At 42.9% G+C, this 25932-nt stretch carries 21 protein-coding genes; 4 read left to right on the top strand and 17 right to left on the bottom strand.

Features of this window, described 5'->3' with window-relative positions; translation table 11 throughout:
• Nucleotides 1–24: 24 nt before the first annotated feature.
• The 5 genes from OCV57_RS01945 to OCV57_RS01925 form a co-directional block, all read right to left on the bottom strand.
• Nucleotides 25–2502, bottom strand: coding sequence for a sensor histidine kinase (locus tag OCV57_RS01945; protein WP_267300316.1), 2478 nt, complete (start codon nt 2500–2502; stop codon nt 25–27).
• A complete protein-coding gene (locus OCV57_RS01940; RefSeq protein ID WP_267300315.1) occupies nt 2477–3184 on the bottom strand; it encodes a response regulator transcription factor in 708 nt (235 codons plus the stop codon). The genes OCV57_RS01945 and OCV57_RS01940 overlap by 26 nt, the downstream gene beginning before the upstream one ends.
• Nucleotides 3185–3361: 177 nt before the next feature.
• A complete protein-coding gene (locus OCV57_RS01935; protein ID WP_267300314.1) occupies nt 3362–4789 on the bottom strand; it encodes an ABC transporter substrate-binding protein in 1428 nt (475 codons plus the stop codon).
• 236 nt (nt 4790–5025) lie between these two features.
• A complete protein-coding gene (locus tag OCV57_RS01930) occupies nt 5026–6486 on the bottom strand; it encodes an alanine/glycine:cation symporter family protein (RefSeq protein WP_267300313.1) in 1461 nt (486 codons plus the stop codon).
• A gap of 87 nt (nt 6487–6573) precedes the next feature.
• Nucleotides 6574–7569 (bottom strand): LacI family DNA-binding transcriptional regulator, encoded by a 996-nt coding sequence (locus OCV57_RS01925; protein WP_267300312.1) that lies wholly within the window; start codon nt 7567–7569, stop codon nt 6574–6576.
• 194 nt (nt 7570–7763) lie between these two features.
• Between OCV57_RS01925 and OCV57_RS01920 the strand changes: the two genes are divergently transcribed.
• On the top strand, nt 7764–8063 hold the full coding sequence (locus OCV57_RS01920) for a hypothetical protein (RefSeq protein WP_242989570.1): 300 nt from the start codon (nt 7764–7766) through the stop codon (nt 8061–8063).
• Between the two features lie 69 nt (nt 8064–8132).
• On the opposite strand, the gene OCV57_RS01915 is transcribed toward OCV57_RS01920, so the two are convergent.
• The 10 genes from OCV57_RS01915 to OCV57_RS01870 all read right to left on the bottom strand — a co-directional run bounded on the left by OCV57_RS01915 (nt 8133) and on the right by OCV57_RS01870 (nt 20029).
• Nucleotides 8133–9143, bottom strand: coding sequence for an N-acetylmuramoyl-L-alanine amidase family protein (locus tag OCV57_RS01915; RefSeq protein ID WP_022286783.1), 1011 nt, complete (start codon nt 9141–9143; stop codon nt 8133–8135).
• Nucleotides 9144–9351: 208 nt separating this feature from the next.
• The gene (pyrB, locus tag OCV57_RS01910; RefSeq protein WP_041337276.1) at nt 9352–10440 is read right to left on the bottom strand and encodes an aspartate carbamoyltransferase; all 1089 of its coding nucleotides are present in this window, start codon (nt 10438–10440) and stop codon (nt 9352–9354) included.
• Nucleotides 10441–10549: 109 nt separating this feature from the next.
• Nucleotides 10550–11647: a DHHW family protein gene (locus OCV57_RS01905; RefSeq protein WP_267300311.1), complete on the bottom strand. Its 1098-nt coding sequence runs from the start codon at nt 11645–11647 to the stop codon at nt 10550–10552.
• Between the two features lie 20 nt (nt 11648–11667).
• Entirely contained in the window at nt 11668–13056 is a 1389-nt protein-coding gene (locus OCV57_RS01900; RefSeq protein ID WP_267300310.1) for an MBOAT family O-acyltransferase, read from the bottom strand.
• Entirely contained in the window at nt 13049–13672 is a 624-nt protein-coding gene (locus OCV57_RS01895; RefSeq protein WP_267300309.1) for a ribonuclease M5, read from the bottom strand. The genes OCV57_RS01900 and OCV57_RS01895 overlap by 8 nt, the downstream gene beginning before the upstream one ends.
• Before the next feature lie 3 nt (nt 13673–13675).
• Nucleotides 13676–14734, bottom strand: coding sequence for a DNA polymerase III subunit delta (holA, locus tag OCV57_RS01890; protein ID WP_041337271.1), 1059 nt, complete (start codon nt 14732–14734; stop codon nt 13676–13678).
• Nucleotides 14703–16700, bottom strand: a complete 1998-nt coding sequence (locus OCV57_RS01885; RefSeq protein ID WP_267300308.1) for a ComEC/Rec2 family competence protein — start codon at nt 16698–16700, stop codon at nt 14703–14705. The genes holA and OCV57_RS01885 overlap by 32 nt, the downstream gene beginning before the upstream one ends.
• Nucleotides 16701–16763: 63 nt before the next feature.
• Entirely contained in the window at nt 16764–17105 is a 342-nt protein-coding gene (locus tag OCV57_RS01880; protein ID WP_022286776.1) for a histidine triad nucleotide-binding protein, read from the bottom strand.
• A gap of 62 nt (nt 17106–17167) precedes the next feature.
• Nucleotides 17168–19825: an alanine--tRNA ligase gene (alaS, locus tag OCV57_RS01875; RefSeq protein WP_117923100.1), complete on the bottom strand. Its 2658-nt coding sequence runs from the start codon at nt 19823–19825 to the stop codon at nt 17168–17170.
• Nucleotides 19826–19879: 54 nt separating this feature from the next.
• Nucleotides 19880–20029: a hypothetical protein gene (locus tag OCV57_RS01870; protein WP_181979654.1), complete on the bottom strand. Its 150-nt coding sequence runs from the start codon at nt 20027–20029 to the stop codon at nt 19880–19882.
• A 149-nt stretch (nt 20030–20178) separates the two neighbouring features.
• Here OCV57_RS01870 and OCV57_RS01865 point away from each other — a divergent pair, with 149 nt between their 5' ends.
• Nucleotides 20179–21030: a methyltransferase domain-containing protein gene (locus tag OCV57_RS01865; protein WP_267300307.1), complete on the top strand. Its 852-nt coding sequence runs from the start codon at nt 20179–20181 to the stop codon at nt 21028–21030.
• 3 nt (nt 21031–21033) lie between these two features.
• Complete coding sequence (locus OCV57_RS01860; RefSeq protein WP_267300306.1) at nt 21034–22002, top strand: glycoside hydrolase family 113; 969 nt, start codon at nt 21034–21036, stop codon at nt 22000–22002.
• 186 nt (nt 22003–22188) lie between these two features.
• On the opposite strand, the gene OCV57_RS01855 is transcribed toward OCV57_RS01860, so the two are convergent.
• Both OCV57_RS01855 and OCV57_RS01850 read right to left on the bottom strand, forming a co-directional pair.
• Complete coding sequence (locus OCV57_RS01855; protein WP_267300305.1) at nt 22189–22635, bottom strand: putative ABC transporter permease; 447 nt, start codon at nt 22633–22635, stop codon at nt 22189–22191.
• A gap of 152 nt (nt 22636–22787) precedes the next feature.
• The gene (locus OCV57_RS01850) at nt 22788–24032 is read right to left on the bottom strand and encodes an adenosylhomocysteinase (protein WP_138338875.1); all 1245 of its coding nucleotides are present in this window, start codon (nt 24030–24032) and stop codon (nt 22788–22790) included.
• Nucleotides 24033–24467: 435 nt separating this feature from the next.
• Here OCV57_RS01850 and mgtE point away from each other — a divergent pair, with 435 nt between their 5' ends.
• A complete protein-coding gene (gene mgtE / locus OCV57_RS01845) occupies nt 24468–25835 on the top strand; it encodes a magnesium transporter (RefSeq protein ID WP_267300304.1) in 1368 nt (455 codons plus the stop codon).
• Nucleotides 25836–25932: the final 97 nt, after the last annotated feature.

The following is a 25932-nucleotide window of genomic DNA, read 5'->3' as shown; positions in this document are numbered from 1 at the left end:
TTCTCCACCGTTTTATTATTTACACTATTCCGTTTTGTCATCGGTTTTTTCTACCGTATCCTCCTGAATTATCGGCATTTCGACTATCGCCTTGAACATATCTCCGTCTATTTCGATATTGAAGATACCACCGCAGGCTTCCGTGAAGCTCTTTGATATGGATAATCCCAAACCGCTTCCGCCGTCTGTTCGCGACTTATCCCCTCGCACGAATCTTTCAAGTATCTCTTCCTCTGTGAAGTTTATCGGCGTTGCCGAAATGTTCTTCTCGGCAAATACTATTCTGTCCGCTTTTTTGTACACATCAAGGAATATCCTTGTGCCGTCCATAGAGTAATTCAGAGCGTTGTCAACAATGTTTTGGAACACTCTGTAAAGCTTGTCGCCGTCGCCCATTACCATTGCGCTGTCGGCATTTATGTTTATCTTTACTATCTTGCCACTGTCAGCTATCTTGTCCTCTGCGTCTGCGATGCACTGATTTAACAGCATCACAAAATCAAGCTTTGTTAGGTTTACATCAACGCCGCTTGTGGCTTTTGCTATGCTGAAAACGTCAGACACAATGCCTTTGAGCTTCTGCGCCTTTTTATCAAGTATCTTCACATAGCTCGAAGCCTCATCGTCAAGATCCATTTTCTTAAGCAGGTCGATATAGCTGATAATGGAAGTCAGCGGCGTTTTCAGGTCGTGTGAAACGTTTGTCACAAGCTCTATTTTCAAACGTTCAGACTGTATCTGCTGCTCCACAGACTCTCTCACCTTATCCTGAACTGAGTTGAGTTTTTCAGATTCAGCATACACAGGCGAAGTTTTTCTTATCTTGCCCTCATAAGGCTTTTCTTCTCCAAGGCTGTCTATCTGTTTGCTGAGCTTTGAAAGCTGTGAGAAGTCACGGATATCTAACACCATCAGTATCAAAGCCACAACAAGCAAGAATGGCTCAACATCTGCACTGGAATAATAAGCGGATTCCAAAAACAGTATAACGCCTATGGCTATCGTTCTTATGGATAGTTTCACTCCAAGCGGAAGTCCATGAAAATAGTGATACAGTGATGTTTCCTTATACTTGCGCCACAGGAACTTACATAATCTGCAAATAAGGCTTTCTTTGAATATGCTTCTTGTCTTTATCTTGCCAACAAACTCCATAAGCGAGCCGAAGCCTGCAAAATATGCCAATGCAAACAACGCTACAGCAAGGATATTTCTGAAAACGGAATTAGCCAAAGCATTGTCAAAAATATTTTTGGTAATGCTCACATAATAATTCCAGCAGGTGCCAAATACAAAAGCAAATGTAATAGCCAATACCATTAGGATAAGGTAAACTTCCGTTGGCACTTTTTTTAGAAAATTGCCTTGCTTCCAGCGTTCAACGCTCTCAGGCTCTGCATTATATGCACAGATCAGGAGCAGATAGCACACAAGCATAAATTCAATAACGCCAAAAACGATCACAAAAAGCTTTGCACGATACATATCATTCAAAGCCTCGGTGTATTCCTTTTCCATTGCCGTAAGCTTTTCAGCTTTCGGTGCAAAGAATACCGTTATACCTGAATCATCATTGTCTGTCGCTTTGTAATCAGGCAGGTCATAGAGGTTTTCACATTTTGCCCATGTGTTTCCGTAATCGTCCTCATAATAATATATGCCGTTGTCATAGTCATAGTATTCATTGCCGTCATCAGTGTCATAATCGTCACCAATTTCTTCATCTTCAAGCCTGTCGGAATATTTCAGACCGTTTTTCAAATCAAGACCTTTAATAACATTATATCTTGAGTCTACATTATAGAAAGCTATTGGATCATAATTGCCGTAATTGTAAAAATATCTGCCGTAGTTATCATAATAACTCCCTCCTACGGGCACAAGATTGTCGGCATAAAACTCTTCGGTCACGTTATCCTGATACTCCGCTGTATTGTAATAGTAGTCAACTATCTGTCCTGATGAAGTTCTGTCGCTCATGACCTCGTTATCACGGCGGAGTATATAGTTTTTGTGCGACGATTTAAAAGCTTTTATCTTATCCGTTTCGCTGTCATAATTTTCTATATCTTTTATATTTGACAGATATCTTGTTTCGCCATTTTGAGTAATCCCCACATAGTAATCAAACTGACTGTCTACAAGCCGTATACCGTCTTCTGTCTTTTTGTATTTATAGCGGTTGTAATCAAGATAATTAAGATAGTCATTGAGCAGGTGTCTAGACTGAGTGTAATTCCGATCCTCATCAACATATCTGAGATAAGCCGAAGCTGTAACGCACAGTTCCTCATACATTTCATTGGAAGCCAGCTTATAGCTTTCTGATTTAAGATAAGACTTACTGCTGCTGTCAGCATGGCTGTTAGCATAAAGCACCAAAGACAAGCAAAAGCCACCTGCAATAACGCAGGCAAGCACAAATGCTATAATTCTCATCTTTTTAGCTGAGAATATCTTAAACCATTCTGCCTGCTCAAATTTTCTCGATTTTGTAGCCAATTCCCCACACCACCTTCAAGTATTTCGGCTCTCTAGGGTTTATTTCTATTTTCTCTCTGATGTGACGAATATGTACCATTACCGTATTTTCAACGGCATATGCGTCCTCGTTCCATACCTTTGAATAGATCTCCTCGGCAGAAAATATCCTGCCTGCGTTTTTCATAAGAAGCTCAAGAATTTTAAGCTCCGTGGCGGTGAGCTTGACAGGTTTTCCGTCAACCTTTAAGCTTTTTGCCTTAGTGTCAAGCTCCAGACCGCCTATTTCTATAATATCCGTTTTGTTTGCCGTGTCGATAGCGCCAAGCTGCATATATCTTCTCAGGTTGCTTCTTACCCTTGCCACAAGCTCCATAGGGTTATAAGGCTTTGTTATGTAATCGTCAGCGCCCATTGAAAGCCCAAGCACCTTATCTGTATCCTCAGATTTAGCGGAAAGCACAAGTATAGGGATATTCTCTGTTGCTCTTATTTTCATCATTGTAGAAAGTCCGTCCAGCTTAGGCATCATGACGTCAATGAGTATAAGCTGTATGCTGTTCTCAGTGAGCTTTTCCAAAGCCTCAAGACCGTCATAGGCTTTTATTACCTTATAGCCCTCCATTTCAAGCAGCTTTGCGATAGCTCCCACTATATCTTTATCATCATCTACAACAAGGATTACAGGCTCCTTTATCTCCATATCGGCACGATCCTTTCTTTTACGTTTATTATTATAAGCCACATTCTTTAAAAACAGCTCAACATAATTCTTAATTAAATCTTAATGTACTCTATGATTATATCACATTTTTTCTGACATTACAACAAAAAAAGACGGGCGAAATAAATTCCGTCCGTCTTTATATGGCAAGTTGTATTACTTATTCTTTTCCAAATATGCGTGATACTGATCGTTGAGAGTTTTAAGTTCTGAATCAACAGTACCCTTATACTGCTCTTTGAGCTGTGTCCACGTATACTGTGAGCCATTCTCATCTGTCTTCATAACTGAAGTATACAGATAAGGAATAACAGCTTCCTTAGTATCATTTGTTGCAGCATCATTATCTGACAGAGTTGTGGAGATGCCATAACCAGGATCAAATATCTTAGTGAACTTGTCTGTAACAAGGTCAACGTAAGCTACGTTATACATATCTTCTGTCCAGTTAGGATTGTTTACAAAGAACTTCTCCTTCTCGATATCCTTATATGTATCCTGAGTATAAACTATCTTTGCACACTCGAGCCAGCACTTCATAGCGTCATTCTTTGTCGAACCCTTTACCCACATATACGCATTCATGTCGATAGTTGTATAAAGCGTATCAGAGTTAGGATCCTTTGGCATTGGAACTACGCCCCAATTGTCGCCGTCCTTTGGTGAATGTGTACCAGTAGAAGCCCATGGACCCATTGCATAGAAGAGGATATTCTTCTTGAATGCGTCGCCTGCCTGTCCTACCCAATCAGGATAGTACATACCATTCTTTGCGATATCATAAAGCATATCAGATGCTCTTACAAAGTCAGCGTCGTTAAGATTTGAAACATACTCGTCCTTATCAGCGTCATATGTGATAAGAGTCTTACCTGTTGACTGGAAGATAAATGGTGCGAACCAACCGTTTATGCCGTATCTCTCCTCGTCAGCAGCAGCGCCCTCAACATATTCTGACATCATGTCATACCATGCGTTCCAATCCCACTTGCCGTCCTGATAAAGCTCATATGGATCATCAAGACCAGCAGCGTCTATCATAGACTTATCATATGTGATAACAGAACCTGGCAGGAAGTTGATAGGTGCAACAAAGTGTTTGCCGTTGAGAGTGAACTGCTCTGCAACGTCCTTGACATCGCTCCACATAGCACTATCGAAATCAACGATATCATCAACAGGCTGGAACATTTCCTTGATACAGTTTGCAGGGAATGTCATAGACTGCTCATACCAGAACATATCCGGTGGATCGTTAGACATAAGTCTTGCTGCGAGCTTATCATACTTGTTCATTGATGATGTCTGAGAATACTTGATCTTACCGCCCTTTTCCTCAAAAAGAGTAAGGTCGGTTCTCTTTTCCGGCTCTTTCTTAGTTGGGTTTATGTCAAAATAAGAAAGCCACTCCAACTCTTTTTCCGAACCATCAGGGATAGTAGCAATATCGTCGGTGCTTGCTACCTTTACCTTATCAACATAAGAGCTGCTTGAATCGCTGCCTGATGAGCTGCCGCATGAAGCTACGCTCACTGCTGACAAGAGAGCCATTGCACCGGCAATAACACGCTTGGAATTTTTCATTATATATAACCTCCGTAACAGATCGTTTTCATTAGAAAACGTTTCCTTGATTCTTACATAGCTATTATATCACCGAATGTAATCGTTGTCAACAAAGTTACAATCACTGTTACATTCTTTTAAATACTTTTGGTGATTTCAACAAATAATCATTCATTTTTTTGGTGATTAAGCCTACAGCATAAAGAAAGCGGAAACAACATTCAGCCGTTTCCGCTTCATATAAAATACGATATCTACGCTCTTACCAGCTTATTGATTCGTTTTGCTCTGGAATACTTCGCCACATAACGCCTTGTATCCTTACTGATAACACCGCTGAGAGCAAGCAACGCTATAAGGTTTGGCAGTGCCATAAGTCCATTGAAGATATCAGCGATCGTCCAAACGGCAGAAACCGTCATATATGGTCCGATAAATACAGCGAGGATATAGAGATATCTGTAGACCATGACCACCTTCATGTTGCTGTTAAAAAGATATTCCATACACCTTTCACCGTAATAGTTCCAGCCAAGGATAGTTGTGAAAGCAAAGAACACAAGACAAACCATAAGAATAAATGCAGGTATCATTGACGGCAGGAACGAGAAGCCGTTCTGGAAAGCGTGATTTGTGACCTCAACGCCCTCAAAAGGCTTGCCTGTTACTGGGTTGATAGCCTCGTAGCTTCCCATCATTACGATAGCAAGACCTGTCATAGTACATACAATGATAGTGTCGATAAATGTGCCACACATAGAAACAAGACCTTGTCTTACCGGCTCTTTTGTCTGAGCGGCTGCGGCTGCGATAGGTGCCGAACCAAGACCTGACTCATTTGAGAAAATTCCTCTGGCAACACCCTTTTGTATAGCAATGAACATTGTAGGAAGAGATCCGCCTGCGACAGCCTTGAAGCTGAATGCCTGTTCAAAAATAAGGGCAACAGCGTGAGGGAGCCTCTGAATGTTTATAACAATAAGTGAAAGACAAGCAACTATATAAACGACCGCCATAAAAGGCACAACTACCTGAGAAACACTTGAGATCCTCTTTATGCCTCCGATAATAACAAGTGCGGCAAAAATAGTTATCAAAAGTCCAGAGATTATAACAGCCCATGTATAGTCAGCACCAAAAATATTCACTGTATGTTCCTTTTTAGGATCAAAGAAAGCCTGAACTGCCGATGAGATACCATTCACCTGAGAGAAAGTACCGATACCAAAAAGACCAACGCAAGCGCCAAAGAACGCAAATACCTTTGCAAGCCACTTCCACTTCTTACCCATGCCGTATTCTATGTAATAGAATGGTCCGCCGCAAACGTGCCCGTCAGCGTCCATACGTCGGTATTTGATAGCAAGAAAGCCCTCGGAAAATTTTGTTGCCATACCAAGGAGAGCAGCTATCCACATCCAGAGGAGCGCTCCAGGTCCGCCTGAAAGCACACCAATGGCTGTTGCCACACCGACGATATTTCCCGTACCTATGGTTGCGGAAAGTGCGGTACATAGTGCTGCAAAGCTCGATATCTCGCCTTTGCCACCATTTTCGTTCTGAAACATAAATTTCAAAGCCTTTGGCAGGTGGAATATCTGAAGAAGCCTTAGCCTAAAGGTGAGGTATATTCCCACAGCCATAATGAGTACGATAAGCGGTATGCCCCAGACATAGCCATCTATCGTTTCAAGTATTTTTGTAAATTTCTCCATGCCCTAAAAAATCCTTTCTTACAGAAAATAGGCAGTTTTCACGGAAAAACTGCCTTATTTCTCCCCTATCTATTTTTACGAAAGTAATTAGTCGCCCGTGGACTCTCTTAGAATTATCCTATGGTCAACAGTATAATAATGATTATCCTTAGTAGTCTTATTCATGTTCTCAATAAGCTTTGCCACAACAAGCTCGCCCATTTTTGAGCAAGGCTGTTCAACCGTTGAAAGTGTAGGGATTATCCACTCACACATGGATATATTGTCAAATCCCATTATGGCGACATCTTTGCCCACATCAATGCCCATATCTATTGCCTTGTGCATTGCTGAGATAGCAAGCAAGTCTGACACAGCGAAAATCGCCGTAGGCTTCTCAGCAAGTGCATTGAAATATTCAAACGCTCTGCCTCCGCAGTCATAGTCATAGGACTCTTTATAGATATATTCATTCTTTATCTCTATGCCATATTCTTTTAATGCTCTTATATAGCCGTTCTCTCTTGCAGTGGAGGAGATAGCCGAAGAGTTCGTTCCGATAAAGCCTATCCTTTTATGACCCTTTTTGATAAGAGTAGCGACAGCGTCAAACGCAGCCTGTTCATCATCAACAGCGACAGTAAGCACATTTGCGCCCTTCACGCCCTCACAGCACAGAGCAACGTTATAATTCTCTGCGAGCTTATTAAGTGAATCTGCATCATACTGAGTGCCAAGAAGGATAACACCGTCAACAGTTCTGTTAAAAAGCATATTCATCTGCCTTGTTTCAGCGGTCGAGGTTGAATAGGAAACTGCAGTTATGATATCGTAACCAACTTGTCCTGCATAGTCCTGCATACCCATGACTATCTTTGAATAAAGAGAATGTTCAGAGGTCGGCATAATTACAAGAATAACATTCGTTTCGCACTTTCTAAGATTTCTTCCCAGAAAATTCGGAGAATAGTTGAGCCTTGCAATAGTTTCATTGACTTTTTTTGTTGACTCATCTGATACGTTACAGCTTCCGTTGAGAACCCTTGACACTGTCGCCACTGAAACACCGGCTTCCTTGGCAACATCTTTTATTGTAATGCTCATAGATCTTATCCTTTCTGCGACAGCATACCGCTGAAATAGTCATACCATTATCAATTATAACATATTTTGAACAATTCTCCAATATACATTCCTAACAAAATTGTAAACGTTTTTTAGGTTAATTTAATTAAGAAGCAGACTAAATGCTTGAAAAAGGAACAGTGATATGCTATAATATCATAAACGAATGATTTTTGAAAGGAAAATACGCAATGCTCCATGGTTATTTTGATATACCCACATTTCACTATTTTGAAGAAAAAAACACCTGGTCTGGCAGCAATTACACCAATTTCAGCTACCGCATAGACCCTGTTCTCGGAGATGAAAAAGAGCTTTATGTCAGAGTATGGTACGGCACAAAGTGCGTCACGGAGGTAACAGACTTTGTGGCAGAATATCACGAAGAATACTCTGAAAAGGGTCTTGAAAACGTTCTGGCAGACCTGACGAAAGAATTTGAGAAATTCAAACTCATCAGAAAAGAGCTTTAGCAACAAAAAGGCGAACACGGTTTCTCTGCATTAGCAGAAACGAACTGTGTTCGCTTTTATTTTTTGTTATCAATACCACTCGTTTTCCTGAGTATTATAAACGTCAGCAGAAGAATCCGTCTCCATCGGCGTTGTCATAGCGTCAGCCGCAGATGAAGAATCCTTATTGTTCACAGGCTTCTCAGGTGAGATAAGCTGCTCAGACATAAGTCTTTTGCCACTTTCATCAACAAGACCAACATCAACAGCTGTCTGAACTATACCATCAGCAATAGCTTGTCCATACTCGGTAAGATGTTCGTCAAAAAGCTTATTGTCGATATCCTCGGTTATAAATCCAAGCTCCACAAGACAGCTTGGCATAACAGTGTCGGCATTTATGTAGTAGTTTACACCGGAATTGCCAACGTAGCCATACTGTACTCCTCTATTTTCAGATATACCTACCTTTTCAAGACCATCAAGTATATTCTGTGCAAGCTTTGTGTCATATTCAGGCTCAGAATTGTTCACCCAAACCTCAACGCCCGAAATATCACCGTCATAGCTGTTTCGGTGAAGTGAAACATACATATCAGCCTTGGCGTTATTTGCCTTTGCACATCTTTCGTCAAGCTCAAGGAAAGAGTCATCATCTCTTATCATCACCACATTGACGCCGTATTTTTCAAGATATTTCTGCACCTCAAGTGCGACCTTTAAGTTATCGTCTTTTTCATATCTTTTTCCTGAGGCGTCAGTTGTGCCGCCGTCATAATCACCGTGACCTGCGTCAACACACACTGTAAAGTCCATATTTGAATATTTCGCAGGCTCGTCTTTTTTATCCTCAGCAGAAGAAGCGTCCTCCTTCACAGCGACAGAAGATGTATTATTCAATACCTTGTTTGTTTTTTGCGTGTCGTCTCCTTTGATCTTTGATACTACCAAGGCTGTCAGCTTTACCAGACCAGTCACAATGCCGATAAGTATTATCAATGCAATAATAATTCTGTTCCAGTATATTTTTTTCTTTTTCACCCTTCTGACAGGCTTTCGTCCGTAGATCTGTTCAAACTCCTCATCTGAAAGTGTATTCATTAGATCAAAGCTCCTGTAAAAAATTTATCCATTTTAATTATACCACACGCTCAACATTATTTCAAGATTATTCGTTACCATATTGTAAGAATTTCGTTACTTTTAACGATTTTGCATATCACAAGGCTATTAATATACGCTATCTGCACAATAAAAAAGGGCAAGCAAAGACTGACACAGCCTTTGTTTACCCCATTAAGCTCTTATTTTATTCCACCAATGTTCTCTCGTCACAATATTCGCAAACAAGCGTTGTGCCGTCGCCTTTGAACCAATGTGGCAGATACTTTTCGTGGTGAGTGATACAGTTAGGATTTGAACAATCAATGTGCTTATGCACTCTGCCCTTCATAAGCGGCTGCGAAGCACCATCGCCGTTTATAACTGTAAGTATGAGTGCCATTCTGATATACATACCGTATTTTGCCTGCTTGAAATACATTGCTCTCGGGTCGTCGTCCACCTCGATAGCTATCTCATCGACTCTTGGCAGAGGGTGAAGCACTATAAGGTCAGGCTTTCCCATTGAAAGCTTTCTTGTATCGAGTATGTAATTTCCGCTCTGAGACTGATACTCCTCCTCAGAAGCAAAACGCTCTTTCTGTATTCTTGTCATATATAGCACGTCAAGCTCACCGATAACCTCTTCAAGGTCGGTAACTTCTTTGTACTCCATGCCTGCCGCTTCAAGGATATCCTTTACATACACAGGCAAAGCAAGCTCAGAAGTTGAAACTAATATGAACTTATTGTTTGGAAAACATACCATTGCTTTAATAAGGGAATGGACTGTTCTGCCGTTTTTAAGGTCACCGCAGAAGCCTATGGTCAGGTTATCAAGTCTGCCCTTTTCTTCTCTAAGTGTAAGCAGGTCTGTAAGTGTCTGTGTTGGGTGGAGGTGTCCACCGTCGCCTGCGTTGATAACAGGGCAATCAGCAGTGAGTGCCGCAGCCTTTACCGAGCCAGCAGTAGGGTGACGCATTACCATGATATCGGCATAGCCGGAAACTATCTTTGTGGTATCCTTGATATTCTCTCCCTTTGCAACGGAAGAAGTGGCAGGATTGTCAAAGCCTATTATCGTTCCCCCAAGACGGAGCATAGCGGTCTGGAAAGACATCTGCGTTCTTGTTGACGGCTCATAGAAAAGAGTACCCATTATCTTGCCCTTGCAAGCCTCGCTGTAGGCGGCAGGATTTTGAACTATCTTATGACCGAGGTCAAGAAGTTTCAGCCACCAAGATACGGGATAGTCATTAAGATCAATAAGATCAAGTCTGTTTTTTTGCTCACTCACATCAAACACCCTCTCAAATATTCAGACATACATTATGCCGCACATTCCTTGTACGGCATTTTCTTTATTATATCACATCTGTTCCATTTTTTCAAGTACATAGCCCATATTATTTGAGCAGGTCAAAATTTGTTTCATCTGCAAACTGGTCGCAGTCATACATAAATAATATCTGGTCATATGCACTCGTATCTGCCACGTCAGAAAGGGTCTTGCCTTCCTCTTTGAGCTTGTCAGGGTCTACCAAGGTTATCTCGCTGTAGTGTGGGGTAAGAAACGGCACAAGGGTATTGGCATAGCTTCCTTTGATGATAAGAAGCTTTGGTGCGTCCTCTGCAGTTGTCTTGACCGTTGCCTTAGTAAAGTTGTCACCTTGCAGGAAGATAGCCGTTTTATCTGCTGTTTTCAGTGCAGATCTAAAATAAACAGATTTTGAGGTAAGCACCTGATCTCCTCTGTAAAGCTCCACAGAATCCACAGTAGTCTTATACTTAGAACGGAAGATGTTCACTCTGTCTGCGCCTATGCTGTTATAGCAAAGTTCACTGTAAAGTCCCCCATAATAAGAATTTGAGGTATATTCTTGATCGTAATTGGACAGAACGACCGGCTCAAAACCCAGCTCTTTTATGCCGTCTGCATAGGCAAAATACGCCCCGAAGGAAGTCCACTTTCTATCTGTACGATAGTAAACGTAATTATTTCTTGCAGAATACATAGGAAAAAACGTATCTATGGTGTCTATCCTGCTGTCCAGGTCATAATAGATATTATCTATCATTTCACGCTGGTCTGTGTTTGAAGTATAAGCAGGCAGCTTAGCAGAATAGATACCTGCGGCAGTCGGAGCTAACATAACATATACAGGTGTATCTGTGTTTTCTGAAAATTCATTTATCTGCGAGATATTTTTATCAAGCCTGTCCTTATCAAAATCTGTGATCTCTACAAGACGATTTTTAAGGATATAGATATTATCAAAATTTTTCTTACCAGTCATCACAAACATGGTCGTTCTGAGCGACTTCCAATTTGAGCTTAGAGGAAAATTACTGCTAACATAGGTCTGAACGTTATGTCTTATATCTGAACTGTCTGCCTTTTCACTTTCAGATCCATGTCTGCCCATCAAGAGAGTATATGCCGCAAACATTATGACTATTACAAAAAATGCGCTTACTGCGATATAATCAGCAGCCTTTTTCATTAATGTTCACTCCTCCCATTTTATCTCACAAACAAATTCATAGACGAATTACCTCCGCCCACAAGAAACGCTGTACTGATAAGCAGAAATCCTATAGTGAGCATTGGCTCGATTATGTAAACTATATTAGTATTGAGCTGCATTATCCTGCGTTTGAGATATCTGCCGATACCTGTTGCAAAAAAGCCGCAGATAAGATACATCACAACTCCTGTTTTTATCACATACGATGCAAGAACATCTCCTGCAAAGCTTCCCCCGCCGAGCATTGCGGCAACATATCCGCAGGCTGAAGGCAGGCTGTCTATCGCAAGAAACGGCAGACCTATAAGAAACAGAACATTCATCACCGCACATCTTACACCTGTCGGCACAGCCGCAAGAATATTTTTCAAGAGATATTCTATGCCAAGCATAACACAAATAAACGCTGCCCACAGCATTGTGTGTCTGCCGTAGCCATACCAAACCGAGCCTGCAAGCACAGACAGTATCAATGCCCAAAGGCAAACGCTGTCTTTATTTCTACATATAGGTCTGTAGAAATAATCTCTCACCCAACTATAAAAGGTGCAGGCAAATCGTTTTATAAGCTCATTAAAGCCTGCTGACATAAACGGCAGATCAAAGTTATCAGGAAGTTCAAAGCCGAGCATTGAACCAATACCCTGTGCAATATGCGAATAAGCTCTAAGCTCATAGTAGAACGCAAAGGAGAAAGCTATTATCCCAAGCCATGCACAAGCGGCGGAGAGCGAATCTGTACTTACTCCCCTTATGTGCTGCCACATCTCGTACATAGGATCCGACAGAAAAAGCTTCTCCGCAAAGCCTATAAGCATAAGCTTTATGCCCTCTGCAAGCTTTCCAGAGGTTATGACAGGTTTTCTAAGCTGTTCGCTCATATCCGAAAATCTGAGTATCGGTCCACAGCTAAAGCATGGGAAAAAGCATATATATTGAGATACCAAAAGAAAATTCTTCTCAGGCTCAATTTCTTTCCTATAAATATCCATGCAGTAGGAGATGCCATGGAGAGTGAAAACGCCTGCTCCCCACACAGGGAAAAGCTTTAGCATTGCGCCTTTGCCTGTGAATATAGACGTCACGTCATAGCTGCTGTGACCGCTTCTTATGAATACAAGAAGCACTGCCATATTTACTGCCACCGATAATATGAGCCATAGCCTTTTAAGTCCTTTTTTGTCTGCAAAGCGGTGGATAAGCCTGCCGCAAAAGTATGATACAACAGCACACACCGCCATTGGTATTATCCCCCATGTGGACACCCACAGACACAGCACAACTGTTCCAAGCAGGAACACGGCTTTTCTGAAACGCACCCCTGACACAGCGTATACTCCCATAAAAACAGGAAGAAAGAAATATAAAAATTCAAGACTAACCAACGCTATTCTCCTTGTCTTTATTGTTTTCTGAGGTCAATTCCTCTATGAGTGCTTGCAAGCTGTCTTTATCGAGCATTGTGTTCAACACTTCAAGCAGTGCATTTGCAGTGAGCTTTTGGGGCAGCGACAGCTTTTCGCACACAAGTTGTCTGAGCCTGCTGCTGTCGGGTCTGCCGCTTAGACCTAGCTCATAAAAGTCAAGCTTGGTCATGAGTTCTCTGTCTGCGACCTTTTCGCCTATAATGCCTGCTTTTTCAAAGGCTTCCCTGATAATATCCGCAGGAACGCCCTCGACCCCTAACAAGCCCTCTTTTGACGGCTCTGTTTTGCGCCTTTCTTTGCCGAATATCTCAGGAACATACACGTTCACGATATCGCCTTTGGGGACGATACCCTTTATATGCCCTCTTATACGAAAGCCTGCTGTGTCAGAGTCAGTAAGAATTGCTATTCCGCCATGTTGAGCATAGTATCTTATAAGCGCTGCCTTGTCAGGGTCTTTATAGATACGAAAGCCGTTAGTGACGATTATAACGCCGTCAACTATGGACGAAAGCTTTATCTTATCATATTTTCCCTCAACGATTATTGCCCTTGATATTTTAAGTTTTTCCATTTACTAACACCTTAACGCCATTGACCTTGCAAGCCCCTGCTCGAGGGTGAGCATATCTCCGTCTTTTCCTCGTGACCTTGTTTTGAGCATAAGGTCGGTTTCAGAAAGTATCTCAAGCGTTTTTCTTATACGCTCCGCCGAGATATTTCCGCACTCGGAATAGGCGTTTTTTACTGCAAACTCTCTGTTTTTCGCATAGGAAAAATCTTTAGCCACGTCTGCAACGCTCCTGCCAGAGGAACGTGCAAGCTTCGCCCTATAGATATCCGCAAGGGAAAAGCCGATTATTCCTATTATAGCATATGGTTCATAATTCTGCACATCGAGTTCACGCAAACGTGTGAAGACCATTGCCGCATTGCCTCTGAGGATATTTATTGCAAGAGAATATCCGTCCGACTCGATACGCCTGATACAAAGCAAGTCGATATCCTCTCTTGTTACCTCCCTGCCCTCTGCATAAGCCGAAAGCTTTTCAAGCTCCTTGCTGATAAATGCAGTGTCGCACAAACAGAGGTTTGCAAGATACTCTGCGTTGCTTTTTGTTATGGTACAGCCGCTTTTGGCAAGATAGGTGGATATAGACTTTCCAAGGTCGGAAGCCCTTTTGTATTCAAAGTTGCAGACAGTGCCATGCTTTTCGCAGAAATCTGCAAAGCGCTTGTTTTTGTCTGTAAGATACTTTTTGTTCTTGAAAAGGTCAACTCCTGTGGCATAGATTATCACTGTGGTGGTTTCGCCAAGAGAGCCTAGGATCTTTTTCAGGTCGTCCAGATCATCCTTAGTCACTGCGTCTATATTAAGGTCGTTTATAGTCACCACCACACGTTCAGCCATAAAAGGCAGAGCTTCGCAAGCGTCTGTAAGCATTGGAAAATCAAGATTTTTGCCGTCAAGCTTATGAAAGTTCATGACCTGAGCGTCAGCAGGGCAAAGCTTGTTCACAAGCCTTTTTGTAAAGCTTTCAAGTGCCGCTGTATCATGTCCGTAAAAATAATAAAGGCTGTCGATATCATTCTCTCTTATCGTTTTACCAAGAGCCGAAGCCGTAAGCAAAGCCATATTCCGTCCTCCTTATCTGCGAATTTTTCATATCTATCATCAATGGGTATTCTTCATCTGTTGTGTCAAGGTTCCTGCCGTTTATGGTGACAGAACCTTTTTCTATAGTGACCACACAGCCCTCGGTGGTAATTTTATAGCCGCCCTCCAGTGCTTCTATCTTAACACCGTTCCAATCAAGCTGTGCGCCTGTCATGAACGGCAGTTCGCTGTCATTATCAGGCTCGCCATTTATATAAAATCTGTCAGGTTGTATAGTCATCTGCTCGTTATATTTCGTTATAGTGTAATACTGTTCGCTTTCTATAAATGCGCCTTTTAGCTCTTTTATGCCGTAAAGCTCCAAAAAGCTTTCCATACCGCTGTTGAGCTTGCCCTTACTGCCCATATCGAAAACCATACCTTTTGTTTTATCATACAGCACAGCCTGCACTGCATTTCCTTTTGGCATTACAACTATCTTTACCGAGCCTCCAAAAGCAAGAGAAAAATTATACACCGCTGTCCAACATACAAGCATTAAAGCAGTGCAAAAAGCCCCAAGCTTTACTGACTTTCTCAGAAACATGACCGCCACAGGCACAAGGCAGGTAACGAGCATTACAATGCCAAGTGGTCTTACTCCACGAGGAAGATAGGCAAAGCTGAATTTTGAAAACAGCTCAGCAAGAAACAGAACGACTTTCAGAAGATACTTTACCACCGTCAGCACAGGATAGGCTATTATTGCCGCACCGCCTGTTACCGCAGTTATTACCGTCAGACCCAGAGCAAGGGTACACACAGGCACCAGCAGGATATTTGATAGTGGTGCAACAAGAGATATCTCACTGAAAAACATTAGCTGAACAGGCATTGTGCAAAGAAGTATCGTCACCGCATTTACTGCCTGCCGTTCAAGGCTGTACAAAATGCCTTCGCCCTTTACAAGTGCCGCTGCTTTCGGGCAGACCGTGCCTATCACAAATGTTGCAGTGAATGACAGCAGAAATGAGCTGTCCGCCGCCGCATAGGGCGAAAGAGTGAGTATTACAACAGCGCAAAGGCAGAGAGTATTTGCAGGGTCTGGTCTGCGGTAAAGGAGCGGTGCGGCAGTGACCAAGGTCAGCATAACAGCCGCCCTCACAACGGATACTGAAAATCCTGCAAAGACCGCAAACGCCCACATTGCCACAGTTTGGACGGCAAATATCACACGCTTATCCTTGCTTAGTTTCTGCATGAACCAGCCTATCATGGCACTTATTATGACCACATGAGTTCCCGACACGGAAAATATATGACCTATGCCACTACGATAGACCGTGAGCTTCGTTTGCTTTGAAAGCTCAGTTTTATCTCCGCAGAGCATTGCAGCGGCAAAACCGCCCTCATCTCCACCTATGATATCGTTTATCAACATGAACATCTTGTCACGATAGTGCATTATACTGCATAAAATGGTGTTTCCGCCGCCTGTGACTTCTATGCTTTCAGCGGTCGAGCCTTGGAGAAAAACGCCTTTAGGCCGGTCATACTGCTCTGATTTGAAATTGATGCTGTCTTTTATCCTGCTGACCTTTACTGTCGCCACGATATTGTCATAGTAATCATAGTCAAGGTCATCTGCATAAAAGGTCAGCCTGCCTTTTACTCCCCCAACAGTACCATTGACACTTAGTCGACAGGTGTCAGAGCCTGTATAGCTTATGTCGGTTATCTCGCCTTTAACTGTGACGGTCTTTCCGTCTAAAGCTGTCAGTTTATCATAGAAAATGTGAGTATAAGCGGTATTGACTCCCACCGCTATCAGGAACGAAACAAAGCAGAGAGCTATATGCTTTCGGTATCTCTTAAAAAGCGCAAAGGCTGTAATGGCTACACACGCTGACGCAAGTGAAAAAACTGCGTTGTTCCTGCCCCAGCCAATGGTACAGAGAAAAAGTCCTGCAAAATACGAAAAGCCGATATAACAGCTTTTTCTCATCACTGCCGCCGTCCCCCTTAAAACTAAGGGCGGATAAGAAATTTACCCGCCCGTTTGATTTCTTTAACCGGCTGGCCAAGCAAGTGGTCTGCCTGCAAGAAGATGAAAATGAATGTGGAAAACACTCTGTCCTGCCTGCTCGCCGCAGTTGGAAACAACTCTGAAACCGTCCTTAAGGTCGAGGTCTTTGGCAAGCTTTGCGATAACTTCATAGATATGTGCGATAACTGCACTGTTCTCAGGGGTTATCTCGTCAAGCTTTGAAATATGCTGCTTAGGGATAACAAGATAATGAATCGGAGCTGTAGGAGCAATGTCCTCAAAAACGTATGTCAGCTCGTCCTCGTATATTTTCTTTGAAGGTATTTCCCCGGAAATAATTTTACAAAAAAGACAATCTTCCATTTATCTCTCCGCCTTTCAAAAAGGGGTAGGCTGCACAGCATTTTGCACAGCCTTTGCCCATATTATTTTACAAATTCGCCAACTATTTCGTTTACCTTGTCAAGTGCCTCGTCGATCTTGAATCTGTCGCCTATACCAGCCATAGCAGAGTCAGGACGTCCGCCGCCCTTGCCGCCTGTGAGTGCGGCTACCTTGCCTGCTATCTTGCCTGCGTGTGCACCCTTTGCAACAGCATTCTTGCCGCAAACTACAACAAGGTTTGCCTTTTCACCGTCAACGCCTGCAACAACTGCAACTGCGTCAGCTTCTCTTGCTTTAAGCTCGTCGCCCATTTTTCTGAGCATATCAGGTCTTGTATTTGTGAGCATTGCAGTGACCACCTTAACGCCGTTGACCTCATACGGATTATCGAACAGTGACTTTGTTTTGAGATTTGTTATCTCAGCCTGCAAAGCGTCTCTTTCCTTTTCAAGATCCTTGACTTCCTGCATGATAGTGTGGCATCTCTTTACGATGTCCAGTGGATTTGCAAGCTTAAGGCTTTCAGCCGCCTGCTGGATAGTTGCTGCTCTTTCCTCAACGAGCTCCAGAACGCCTCTGCCTGTTACGGCTTCGATACGTCTTACGCCTGAAGCTACAGAGCTTTCGGAGATTATCTTGAACAGACCTATTCTTGAAGTATTGTCAAGATGTGTACCGCCGCAGAACTCGATAGAAGCTGTTTCGTCACCGTCACCCATTGTTACAACTCTTACAGTTTCGCCGTATTTCTCACCGAACAGAGCCATAGCACCAAGCTTCTGAGCTTCTGCGATAGGCATTTCTTCCATTTTTATATCAAGAGCTTCAAGGATATACTTGTTTACAAGTGCTTCGACCTTGAGCTTCTCCTCTGCTGTCATTGCGTTGAAGTGTGAGAAGTCAAATCTAAGTCTGTGAGCGTCAACGAGCTGACCTGCCTGATGAACGTGTTCACCGAGAACTTTTCTCAGTGCAGCCTGAAGCAGATGTGCGCAGCTATGGTTTCTCATAACAGCATAACGTGTCTTTCTGTCAACAGTGAAGTGAGCCTTCTGACCTACAGCTATCTCGCCCTCTTCAACAACTGCCTTATGAGCGAACTTGCCTGCAACGACCTTCTGGGTGTCAACGACTCTGCACTTACCGCTTTCTGTAACGATAGTACCGATATCGCCAACCTGTCCGCCGCTCTCTGCATAGAATGGTGTCTGTGAAGATACGATATATACTTCATCGCCAGCCTTTGCGTTTTCGATAAGCTCATCATCAGTTGTGATGAATGATATCTCGCTGTCGCCCTCGAGCTTGTCATAGCCGATGAACTCTGTGTGGAAATCCTTGTCTATCTTATGGAAAACAGTTTCGTCTGCACCCATATACTTTGTTGCAGCATGAGCGTTCTTTGCTGTTTCTCTCTGCTTTGCATAGCACTCAGCAAAGCCCTCCTCATCACAGGTCATGCCCTTTTCTTCAAGGATCTCTCTTGTAAGATCGATAGGGAAACCGTATGTGTCAGAAAGCTTGAAGCAGCTCTCACCGTCAAGCTCCGTCTTGCCGTCTTTCTGCATCTGTGCGATAAGATCGTCAAGTATCTTCATACCTCTGTCGATAGTGGCATTGAAGTTCTGCTCCTCAGTTGTGAGCACCTTTACGATATAGTCATACTTTTCTTCAAGCTCGTTATACTCACACTTGTTGCAGTCAACAACAGTTTTTACAAGGTCTTTGAGGAAAAGTCCGTTTATGCCGAGAAGCTTTCCGTGACGAACAGCTCTTCTGAGCAAACGTCTCATAACGTATCCTCTGCCCTCATTTGACGGCAGGATTCCGTCTGACGCCATGAAAGTTACAGAACGGATATGGTCTGTGATAACTCTGATAGAAACGTCCTTTTTGTACTCCTTGCCGTACTCACAGCCTGCTATCTTACAAACGTGATCTCTGATAGCCTTTACTGTATCAACGTCAAAGATAGAGTCAACGTCCTGCATGATAGAAGCAAGCCTTTCAAGACCCATACCTGTGTCGATATTTTTCTGCTTAAGTGGAGTATAAGTGCCGTCCTCATGTCTTTCAAACTGTGTGAACACAAGGTTCCAGAACTCCATATATCTGTCGCAGTCGCAGCCGACCTTACAATCAGGCTTGCCACAGCCATATTTCTCTCCTCTGTCGAAATATATCTCAGAGCATGGACCGCAAGGACCGTCTGTTCCAGCCTCCCAGAAGTTGTCTTCCTTGCCCATTCTTACGATATGATCCATTGGAACGCCAGCGTCTTCATGCCATATCTTCTCAGCCTCGTCATCGTCCTCATAAACAGAGATATAAAGTCTGTCCTTTGGCAGTTTGAGTACCTGTGTAACATACTCCCAAGCCCATGCAATGGCTTCCTTCTTGAAGTAATCGCCGAATGAGAAGTTACCAAGCATTTCAAAATATGTGCCATGTCTTGCCGTCTTACCAACGTTTTCAATATCGCCGGTTCTGATACACTTCTGACAAGTTGTCATTCTTGTTCTCGGAGGTGTTTCCTGACCTGTGAAGTAAGGCTTCAGAGGCGCCATACCTGCAACGATAAGCAGCAGGCTGTTATCGTTCTGAGGTACGAGAGGGTAGCTCTTGTGTCTTAAGCAGCCCTTGCTCTCAAAAAATTTCAGATAAGATTCACGCAGTTCGTTAAGTCCTGTCCATTCCATAAATTCAGATCCTTCCAAATGAAATTATTCGCAAAATAAAAAAACGGCTCGTCCCTAAACATGGGACGAAACCGACAGTTCCGTGTTACCACCCAAATTGCCGAACTCATCGCCCGACCACTCGAAGCCCTTTAACGCAGAGCATACGTTGCTGTTTTCAGCACCGCTCAGGTTAGCCACCGAACTTGCCGCAAAGGCTTTCACCCACCGCCTTTTCTCTTTACCGACACTGTTTCGGATAATTCCGTCACCGCATTTTGCATATATTGATATTATAAAGCATAACCCGACGATTGTCAAGCACTTTTTTATTAATAAAATATCCATTGCTAAAAGCAGAGGGAAATGCTATAATGTTCAGGGTGATTTATATGTATGTTTGTCCGATATGCAAAAAACGGCTCAGAAAGCTTGACAACGTATGGCACTGTCAGAACGGTCACAGCTTTGATATTGCGAGAAAAGGATATGTAAATCTGCTTACCACAAAGGGCAGAAACCCTAAGAACGCAGGGGATAATGCGGAAATGGTAAAGGCGAGAACGGATTTCCTTGACCGTGATTATTATCTGCCGCTTGCGAAGAAAACGGCTGAGGTAATGGGCGGTCTGCTTGAAAATGTGAAACAGCCTTATATTATCGACAGCGGCTGCGGTGAGGGCTTTTACACTGTGAACTATGCCAAGGCACTGCCAAAGGCGAAGTTTTACGGCATTGACATATCAAAGGCGGCAGTTGCCCACTGCATGACGAGGATACATTGCGAAAATATCACAAATTGCGAATTTGCAGTGGCATCGTCATTTCAGCTTCCGTTTATAGACAAATTTGCAGACCTTATCGTATGCACATTTGCACCTGTTTCAAATGACGAATACGCAAGGGTGCTGAAAGACGGCGGAAAGCTTGTGGTAGTTTCTCCGTCCCCAAGACATCTGTTTGAGCTTAAAGAAGTGCTTTATGAGAAGCCTTACGAAAACAAGCCCAATGTATACGGACTTAATAAATTTGACGAGTCAGAGGAAATAATTTTTGAATACCCTGTGGTGCTTGAAAGTCAGGAGGATATTTTCAATCTTTTTACAATGACTCCGTATTACTACAAAACATCTGCCGAGGCGGTGGAGAAGCTTAAAAAGGTGAACAGGCTTGAACTTACCTGTGCCTTTTCTATCAGGACATTTACGAAAAAGAGAGGTTTTTGATACATGAATAAAGATATTTTCTGCAAAGGATATACTTGGGGATTTTTCTCCAAGAGAGGTGATTTTCAGACGGAAGCGGCAGAAAAGTCAATGGAAAGGCTTGCTTCAAACGGCTTGAACTGGATATGTATCCCTGTAAACGCATTGCAGGAGAGCTTTGCAAGCACAAGAGTTTTCAGCGATTATGAGAGAACACAATCTGACGAAGACATTGCCTTCGCTATAAAAAAAGCAAAGTCACTGGGACTTAAAGTCTGCCTTAAGCCTATGGTGGATTGCCTTGACCGCTCATGGCGTGCAAGGATAGACTTTCCGCCTGAGAACCCTGAATATTGGGACAAGTGGTTCAAGTCATACACAGCTTTCATGCTCCACTATGCAAAGCTTGCAGAAAAGCTCGGCTGTGAAATGCTCTGCACAGGCTGTGAAATGGCAGGAATGGACAAGCAGTCTGACAGATGCAGAAAGCTTATTGCACAGGTGAGAGAGGTCTACAGCGGTATCGTTATGCACAACATCAATCACGGCGACGAACAGCGTTTCGATTGGCTCAGCGACGTGGATATCATTGGCATCTCAGGCTACTACCCTGTTACAGACGGTGTGAACAGAAGCAAGAAACATATGCTCAGTCGCTGGAACGAAGTTGTCGGCTCACTGGAAAAGGCTCACAAGCATTTCAACAAGCCTATAATGTTCGCTGAGATAGGCGTGCGAAACGAAGAGGGCTGCACGCAGTATCCTTGGGATTTCCATGACAGACTTGACAAGCCACTTGACGAGCAGGAGCAGGCAGATTTCTACGACACTGCAATGGAAGCAACTTGGGATCTGGATTGGTTCTGCGGCTATTTCTGGTGGGATTGGAAAGCTATCCTGCCGCCAATAGAGAAAGCCAAAGAGAACCGTGACTTCACAGTTTACGGCAAGCTTGGCGAAGAAGTGCTGAAAAAGTGGTACACAAAAGATTGATATGTACAAAAATACGGACTGTTTATCATTGGATAGACAGTCCATTTGTTTTTATATGCGTTGGTGAATGACGGGCGAATGTAAGCGTGTCGCCGTCCCCTATATTTACAATTTTTTCGTAGGGGCGACCTGAGGTCTCCAGTTAATTATATTTTTACATACAGAGCAGTACAAATAATCGTACTGTTATCCAACCGCCGCAGGTATTTTTTCTTTCCCTCGTTTAACAATGACAGGGTATTCCTTGAAAATATGTCTGCGTATAAAATTATCCGCAAGCACACCAATATAGGATAACCCAAACCACAGAAAAGCAAATGGCAGGCATATCTGTCCGTCAAAATTCAGCGGCACTTCCTCATAGCTCCATATGCCCATGCCGAGATAGCGGTTAAGATACTCTCCTGCAAGAAATTCTATGGCAGTGATAAATGCTGCCGACACTGTAAGCACAGACAGCAGGCTCACTCCTCGCCTGCGCTCGCCATTCATGATATGGATAACCAGCATTGAAGTTCCTCCAAGCACCCCCATTGTGATATGAGAATATCCCCTGTTAAGTATTTCCATGAAGCCGTAGCATATTGCGCCCACTGAAAAAAGCGTAAGTATCTTATACATCTTTGCCGCCACATTCTCACCGCCCTGTTTTTTTATCGCCCTAATATTAAAATGTACAGAAATCAGTGATTTAAAACCTTGAAGACAAAATAAATTTATGGCAATTTCAAGATACAAAAAACGGACAACCCAAGCTGTCCGTTTTATTGTACTAATATGATATTTTATACCTGCCAGCTGTTAAGATATTTCTCCTGCTCAGGTGTAAGCTTATCTATCTCAAGCTCCCAGAATTTAAGCTTTCTGTTTGCAACTTCCTTGTCTATCTCATCAGGAACATAAACTATCTTGTCTGTAAGCTTGTCTTTGTTTTTAACAAGATAAGCCGCAGAAAGGGCTTGGATAGCAAAGGACATATCCATTATCTCGGCAGGGTGACCGTCGCCTGCAGCAAGGTTTACAAGTCTGCCCTCGCCGATAACATACAACCAATTACCGTTCGGAAGCTTATAACCGTCAATATTGTTTCTTGCAAGCTTGCTTTCAACAGACAGCTTTTTAAGTCCAGCCACGTCTACCTCGCAATCAAAGTGACCTGCGTTACAGAGTATAGCACCATCTTTCATGTTCATGAAAGCTTTCTCAGTAATAACGTCCTTACAGCCTGTTACAGTAACGAAGAAGTCGCCCACCTTAGCGGCGTCAACCATTTTCATTACCTTGAAGCCGTCCATAACAGCCTCCATAGCCTTTATTGGGTCGACTTCGCAGACGATAACGCTTGCACCAAGACCCTTTGCTCTCATTGCAACGCCCTTGCCACACCAGCCGTAGCCTGCAACAACAACGTTCTTGCCTGCAACGATAAGGTTAGTTGTTCTGTTTATTCCGTCCCATACAGACTGACCTGTGCCGTATCTGTTATCAAAAAGATACTTGCACTTTGCATTGTTTACAAGCATCATAGGGAATTTGAGCTGACCGTCCTTGTTCATTGCAATAAGACGGATAATGCCCGTAGTAGTTTCCTCACAACCACCGATAACGTTCGGTATCAGCTCAGGGTATTCATTGTGGATAAGGTTTACAAGGTCGCCGCCGTCGTCGATAATGATGTTTGGGCCTACCTTAACTACCTCGGATATATGTCTGTGATACTCCTCGTCAGTTGCACCATGCCATGCAAAAACGTTCAAGCCGTCATGCACAAGACCTGCCGCAACATCGTCCTGAGTAGACAGCGGATTGCTTCCTGTGATGTACATTTCAGCACCGCCTGCTGCAAGGACTTTGCAAAGATAAGCGGTCTTAGCTTCAAGGTGGATAGAAAGTGCAACTTTCAGCCCCTTAAAAGGCTGATCTCTCTTGAAATCTTCCTCGACGCTTCTGAGCAATGACATATTCTGTCTTACCCATTCTACCTTTCTTTTACCGCTTTCCCACAAGCTTTCATCTCTTATTTCGCTCATTTTATCAATTCCTTTCGGTTTATTATTCGATCCATATAATAATTATACCCTATTTCTCCCCATTTGGCAAGAGGTCAAAAGCAATTCATTATACTTCGCAAATTTACAGCACGTTCATAAAATTAAATTAAACAATTTCTTGACAAAAAAACAAGGTAAGCGTATAATAATATTATGTGTGCGAATAGTAAAAACGTGCATAAATCATGATTTTTAAGGAGTGTGTACAAATGGACGACGCCAGTCAGAATACGATCGCCCCTCGATTGCAGAGCGGCTCGCCCGTTTGTGGCAGCCTTTTTGTGATCTAAATATCAATTTTAATTGAATAGGACGATCTGTGTTTTGGTAGATCCTTATATTTGTACAGAGTTGGTATAAGTACAATTATTTGTACTGTTGTGCTTATTACCGCTGCTGTTAGGGGGAAACATTATGTTTAACACAGTATTGGAGCTGTTAAAGAAAAGAAACTACAAGGCTATCCGTGAAATATTTATGGATATGAACGAAGCCGACGTGGCTGCTCTTTTGCAGCAGTTTTATGACGATCACGAGGTCGAGAAATACGAGCTTCCGTTGCTGTTCCGTCTTTTGAACAAGGACGTTGCGGCTGACGTTTTCGCTTATATGGACAGCGATACACAAATGATGCTTATCAATGCCTTTACGGATAAGGAGCTTCAGGAGATCGTTGACGACCTTTATCTTGATGATACGGTAGATATTATCGAGGAAATGCCTGCAAATGTTGTTGCAAGGATAGTCAAGTCTGCTGACGCAGAAACGAGAAAGCAGATAAATCAGATACTCAAATATCCTAAAGACAGTGCAGGCTCTATTATGACCACCGAGTACGTTTATCTTCACAGAAGCTACACCGCCAAGGAAGCACTGGATTGGATAAGACACGTTGGTATGGTCAAGGAAACTGTAAATACACTTTATGTCACTGAGAACAGAAAGCTCGTGGGCGTGCTTTCACTGCTTGATATCGTAACTGCTGATGATAACGATAAAATAGAGGACATAATGGAGGACAACGTTATTACCGTTGATACCCTTGAGGATAAAGAGTATGTTGCTTCCATGTTCTCAAAATATGACTTTCTTTCTCTGCCTGTTGTTGACAGAGAAAACCGCATGGTCGGTATCGTTACATTTGACGACGCTATGGACGTTATCGAGGAGGAGACCACTGAGGACTTCTCGAAAATGGCTGCCGTTGCGCCAAGTGACGATTCATATTTCAAGACCTCTGTTTTCACTCATGCGAAAAACAGAATAGCATGGCTTTTGATACTTATGCTGTCAGCTACCCTTACGGGTGCTATCGTAAACAAATATCAGTCTGCTTTTGCGGCTGTCCCTGTTTTGGTATCGTTCCTGTCAATGCTTAGTGGCACAGGCGGAAACTGCGGCTCTCAGACCTCGACCCTTGTTATAAGAGGCATGGCGCTTGGTGAGATAAGAATGAAAGACTTTTTCAAGGTCATGTGGAAAGAGTTCAGAGTCGCGCTTCTTTGCAGCGTTATCCTTGCTATAGTCAATGCTATAAGAATAATTCTTGTGTATCACGGTGACACATCTGTGGATTGCTACAAGCTTGCGTTCACGGTGAGTATGGCTATCATGGCAACTGTTGTGCTTTCAAAGCTCATCGCCTGTATGCTCCCGATGGCTGCCAAGAAGCTTCATCTTGACCCTGCTATCATGGCTGCCCCGCTTATCACCACTATCGTTGACACTTGCTCAACACTGATATTCTTCACATTGGCTACTATCGTATTTGATATAAAATAGAAAAAAATATGGCGGTTATCTCCTTTCAGGCTATCTTCTGCAAAGGTGCGGCCGCCCGTTTTATGGATAAAAATAAACTGGATTTTGATTTGAAAGG

The organism is Hominimerdicola aceti (assembly GCF_025567495.1).
Taxonomy (GTDB): domain Bacteria; phylum Bacillota; class Clostridia; order Oscillospirales; family Ruminococcaceae; genus Hominimerdicola; species Hominimerdicola aceti.
Note: the sequence above shows the minus strand (reverse complement) of the source record. Positions and strands in the feature narration are given on the sequence as shown.

What these genes read in the sequence shown, in the direction of transcription:
- OCV57_RS01935 (WP_267300314.1), bottom strand. Translation starts at nt 4,789, where the DNA reads ATGAAAAATTCCAAGCGTGTTATTGCCGGTGCAATGGCTCTCTTGTCA.
- OCV57_RS01940 (WP_267300315.1), bottom strand. Translation starts at nt 3,184, where the DNA reads ATGGAGATAAAGGAGCCTGTAATCCTTGTTGTAGATGATGATAAAGAT.
- OCV57_RS01850 (WP_138338875.1), bottom strand. Translation starts at nt 24,032, where the DNA reads ATGAGCGAAATAAGAGATGAAAGCTTGTGGGAAAGCGGTAAAAGAAAG.
- OCV57_RS01915 (WP_022286783.1), bottom strand. Translation starts at nt 9,143, where the DNA reads ATGAATACACTTTCAGATGAGGAGTTTGAACAGATCTACGGACGAAAG.
- OCV57_RS01925 (WP_267300312.1), bottom strand. Translation starts at nt 7,569, where the DNA reads ATGAGCATTACAATAAAAGATGTTGCCAAGGAAGCCGGTGTTTCAGTG.
- OCV57_RS01905 (WP_267300311.1), bottom strand. Translation starts at nt 11,647, where the DNA reads ATGAAAAAGGCTGCTGATTATATCGCAGTAAGCGCATTTTTTGTAATA.
- mgtE (WP_267300304.1), top strand. Translation starts at nt 24,468, where the DNA reads ATGTTTAACACAGTATTGGAGCTGTTAAAGAAAAGAAACTACAAGGCT.
- OCV57_RS01885 (WP_267300308.1), bottom strand. Translation starts at nt 16,700, where the DNA reads ATGAGAAAAAGCTGTTATATCGGCTTTTCGTATTTTGCAGGACTTTTT.
- OCV57_RS01860 (WP_267300306.1), top strand. Translation starts at nt 21,034, where the DNA reads ATGAATAAAGATATTTTCTGCAAAGGATATACTTGGGGATTTTTCTCC.
- holA (WP_041337271.1), bottom strand. Translation starts at nt 14,734, where the DNA reads ATGGCTTTGCTTACGGCTTCGGCTCTTGGTAAAACGATAAGAGAGAAT.
- OCV57_RS01895 (WP_267300309.1), bottom strand. Translation starts at nt 13,672, where the DNA reads ATGGAAAAACTTAAAATATCAAGGGCAATAATCGTTGAGGGAAAATAT.
- OCV57_RS01930 (WP_267300313.1), bottom strand. Translation starts at nt 6,486, where the DNA reads ATGGAGAAATTTACAAAAATACTTGAAACGATAGATGGCTATGTCTGG.
- OCV57_RS01880 (WP_022286776.1), bottom strand. Translation starts at nt 17,105, where the DNA reads ATGGAAGATTGTCTTTTTTGTAAAATTATTTCCGGGGAAATACCTTCA.
- OCV57_RS01865 (WP_267300307.1), top strand. Translation starts at nt 20,179, where the DNA reads ATGTTCAGGGTGATTTATATGTATGTTTGTCCGATATGCAAAAAACGG.
- alaS (WP_117923100.1), bottom strand. Translation starts at nt 19,825, where the DNA reads ATGGAATGGACAGGACTTAACGAACTGCGTGAATCTTATCTGAAATTT.